This window comes from Opitutales bacterium, assembly GCA_013215165.1.
Classification (GTDB): domain Bacteria; phylum Verrucomicrobiota; class Verrucomicrobiia; order Opitutales; family JABSRG01; genus JABSRG01.
On the sequence record JABSRG010000119.1, the window covers coordinates 1 to 3,979 of the forward strand.

Annotated in this window: 2 protein-coding genes; both read left to right on the plus strand. The window is 53.1% G+C overall.

The features are described 5' to 3' along the window. Nucleotides 1-181 precede the first annotated feature (181 nt). Complete coding sequence (locus HRU10_15080) at nt 182-763, plus strand: hypothetical protein (GenBank protein NRA28556.1); 582 nt, start codon at nt 182-184, stop codon at nt 761-763. A gap of 50 nt (nt 764-813) precedes the next feature. Further along, a partial coding sequence (locus HRU10_15085; GenBank protein ID NRA28557.1) for a VCBS repeat-containing protein occupies nt 814-3,979 on the plus strand: 3,166 nt, incomplete at its 3' end.

Consider the following 3,979-nt stretch of genomic DNA (forward strand, 5'->3'; position numbering starts at 1 on the left):
CAAAATTCCGCGTCCATTCCGCGCTTTCCGCGGCAAAATGATTCCCACCCAGCCCACAAACACGCCCAGCAACTCTCGAAAACTCACACAAAAAACATTCGCGTACATTAGCTTCCATTCGCGGACCCGATTTGAACCCATCATTCATCCCCACCGCCTCCACCCTTTCCAAAAAACTACCATGAAACCACACTCTTACTCTCGCTCTCGCTACCTGATTCTTCTCTTCGCCCTATCCCTCTCATCTGCCTTTGCCCAAGAAGAGACGGCGACCCCTGAAGCCACCTATGAGTGGAAGCGGCCTAATGCGGAGTGGCGCAATGCTAAGGAGCAATACAACCCGATTCCACGCAAGGAACAGACCCCCTTTCAAAAGCGGTTTCGCTACCGCGGCTTCCGCTTAGAAGTCTACCCCTTGTCGAGTCGCTTTCCTGAGAAAGACGGCTATGTGATCGTTGACTTCAAACGCGAGCGCAGACTCGTCATCACGCCAGAACGCGTCGCTAAGGGAATCCCGGCTCTAGATTACTTTGAAGTCAACTACGACGAGAACCGCTACGAATTTGGTATCCGTGGGCGAGAGTTCCGAGTGCCGATATCCAACCGCATTGCACCCTTCCTCAAAAAGCGCCGTGGGCATCAAGGGCTCCGGGCGCGCGAAGATGTCGAACCGGGCACGGAAGCATACTCGGAGAAGCAGCAGACCATCGCAGATAAAATGACCCTGATCCGTCAGCACAACGCACAGCAGACAACCGAATAGCCCTCCCCAACCTATCTAGCAAATTTTCAAATAACTTAGTTTTACGCGCCATGCATACGGAACCTAAACACGACCGTTTCCGCTTCTCATTTTTAATCATCCCCTTCCTGTTTCCCTACCTCCTATTTGGAAACTATGTTGAAGTCTATCAGGTAGATAACGGCACTGTTGTTGAGAACGGAGCCATCATAGATTTCCCGCCGTCATTAACGAATGCAGGCACCACGGAGAATGTGGGTGATCTCGATATCATGAACGGGGGTGATTCTACCATGAACGGGGGCGACTCTATCATGCACGCGCAGAATCGGGTTCGGCTCAAGCCCGGCTTCCACGCCCATGCCGGCAGCCTCTTCCAGGCTTACACCACCGGGTCATTGAGCCCAGATTTCGCAAACGATTTGTCGCGTGCCCCCGACTTTGATGGCGACGGCATGCCAGACATTTTAGAAGAAATCTATGGCTTAGATCCCGAAGAAGCCTCAGACTTTGACCCCAAAGTAGACTGGGACGGCGATGGCCAAACCAACGCCCAGGAAATCGCCGCCGGAACCGAACTGGGCAATCCCTACGACCCTGTGGGTACCTTGCCCGGGGAGGTCTCGGTGAACAGCCAAGCGATGGCCACTTACGCCATCCCGATCGACGTCGTGCCCGGAACGGGAGGCGTTCAACCCGACTTGAGCCTCATCTATAACTCCCAGGGCACCAATGGTTTGTTCGGCCATGGTTGGTCGCTTGGAGGCCTCTCCACGATTAGCCGCGTAGGAACGACCGCAGCGCTGGAAGACGCCAATTATTCAGCCACTGCTGCTTCGTTTAAAAACTACGGGATCAAATTTGATAACACCGACAAGCTGTCCCTAGACGGGCAGCGGCTTAGGGTGGTCTCCGGTGTAGGAACGGGTGTCTACTTCAGCGATAACACAGTCTACGCCACAGAAATTGATCAATTCGCTCGTATTACTCAATATTATAACGAGCCATCGACGGACTCATATTTCATCGCCAAAACCAAGGACGGCCTCATCATGACCTATGGTGATCCGCCGGAACAATCTACCGGTTCGCGCTACATCCCCTCAGGACAATCCAAAGTCGTATCCTGGGCTCTATCCAAAGTCGAAGACCGCCATGGCAATCAAATGACCTTTAATTATACCTTAGCGGGAGGGTTCCAAGTACTTCAAAGTATCGAGTATTCAAAAAACGGCGACAACTGGAATGGCGCATCGGTGGTGTTTGGGTATGAAAACATCACGAGCAAAACACGCGACAACATTGAAGGCTACATCAACGGCATAAAAATCCAGAAGAACAAACGCGTCAGCTTCATCGATATTAAGGAAAGTGGGCAACTCATCCGCCGCTACGAACTGTCCTACGTCACCAGCTCGGCATCCCAAAAAGTGCTGCTCGATTCTGTTTACCTTAGAGCCTACGGCGAAGGAGGAACGAGCCATTACAAAGATCTCCCGGCCACCTACTTTGACTACAGCCCGGGTGGAACCAACAGCTTCAAAAACGGTATCTACGTTGCCACCTCCAACGCCTCCAACCACCTTGGCTCCCAAAACAACTCCCGCTATTACCCAGGAGACTTCAATGGCGATGGCCGGATGGACATCGGCAAAGCATACAAGGTGAATGACAGCACCATCCGCTTCGAGGTCTGGTACTACCTCAACGGCCAATTTACCCAGAGTAGTGTCAACAACATCTCAACCGACTTCGCCGACGTCGATCGCTTCCAGGTCGCCGATTTCAATGGTGACGGCTATACCGACTACGCTTTCGAAAACCTCGAGGGGCAGATACAGTACATCGTAAGCAAACCCGACCGCTTCAATTACAGTCGCACCATCCAGATCTACCTCTCAAATGGCAGCGGCTTCAAACCACCGATCTCTCACCTATCTGCACCCAGTGTCACAATCGACCCCGCCGACCTGCATGACTTCTTCCAAGCTACCGACTTCAACGGAGATGGACGCTCCGAGTTCACCGTTGGCCTCTGGAGAAGTAATGCTGAGTTCGATATCTGGCCCCATTATCTCGTCGAGACCCACGCAGATCCTAGCTCCTCATCGCACTACGCCTTCAATTCTGTAAACTTCAGCCTAGTCGATTCCAACCTCCCCTCTGAGTCCAACAAGACATCCATGTTTGCCGACTTTAACGGCGACGGCATGGACGACATGGCCATTATCTGGGGAGATAAAATGAGGGTCTACAAATCCAGAGGCCTCGTCGGTAACACATTCCTCAAAACATCCGGAAACTACTACACCCAAACCCTCAGCGGCCAAAGTTTCCAAAGTAACAAGACCGCCTACGTCCCCGTCGATATGAACGGCGACGGCCACCTCGACCTTGTAGCACAAAAAGACCTCAGCAACACGAGCGTCTTGAACCGCCTCTACCTCAACAAAGGAAACAACACCTTCGTCTACCGCGACGAGTGGAACTCCTCTACACACGGCCTCGAGATGTTCGATATGCAAACCTTTCCCGGCGACTATAACGCCGACGGCATCACAGACCTCCTCTTTGCTCAACGCAGAGTGAAGGGCCAGGCCAACGCCGCTATTGAGCTCAGAGTCTTCTACTTCGACGGCGCCGACAGCAACCCTGTCAAACAGCTTGGCTCCACGAAAAATACCGGCATCGCCTGGAACAACGATACCGTATTTTTCCCCTATGCCATAGACGAAGAGCCCACAACCGACTTCCTCATTCTTCAAGACAGTGGCGGCTATGCCTATCCCAAAGCATTCTATAACAACGCAGACGTCCCCGACCTATTGACCAAAGTCACCAACGGCCTCGGCGCTGAGACAGTCATCGATTGGAAACCCGGGCTGTCGCTCGAAACAATTGTCACGGTTAAGGACATAGAGTTTTGGAATAGCGAACCGGCTGATGCACACATCGTCCCCGCCGATTTCTCGCTCTACCCCGTCCAGCGCATCGCCTACAACGGCATGATCCCCTACGCCGTAAAAAAAGACTCAGGCTCATCGCCCGGCAGCTTCAGGTACGAGACCAACTATACCTTCGCCGATGCAGACGTAGACCTCTGGGGACGTGGCTTTATCGGCTTCGGAGTCACCACAAATTGGGACGGCCAACGCAACCAATACCGCCAAGACGATTACGCCCGCGACTGGCCTGCTACCGGCATGGTCCAGTCTAGCCTGACGCAGATCCGTGCCG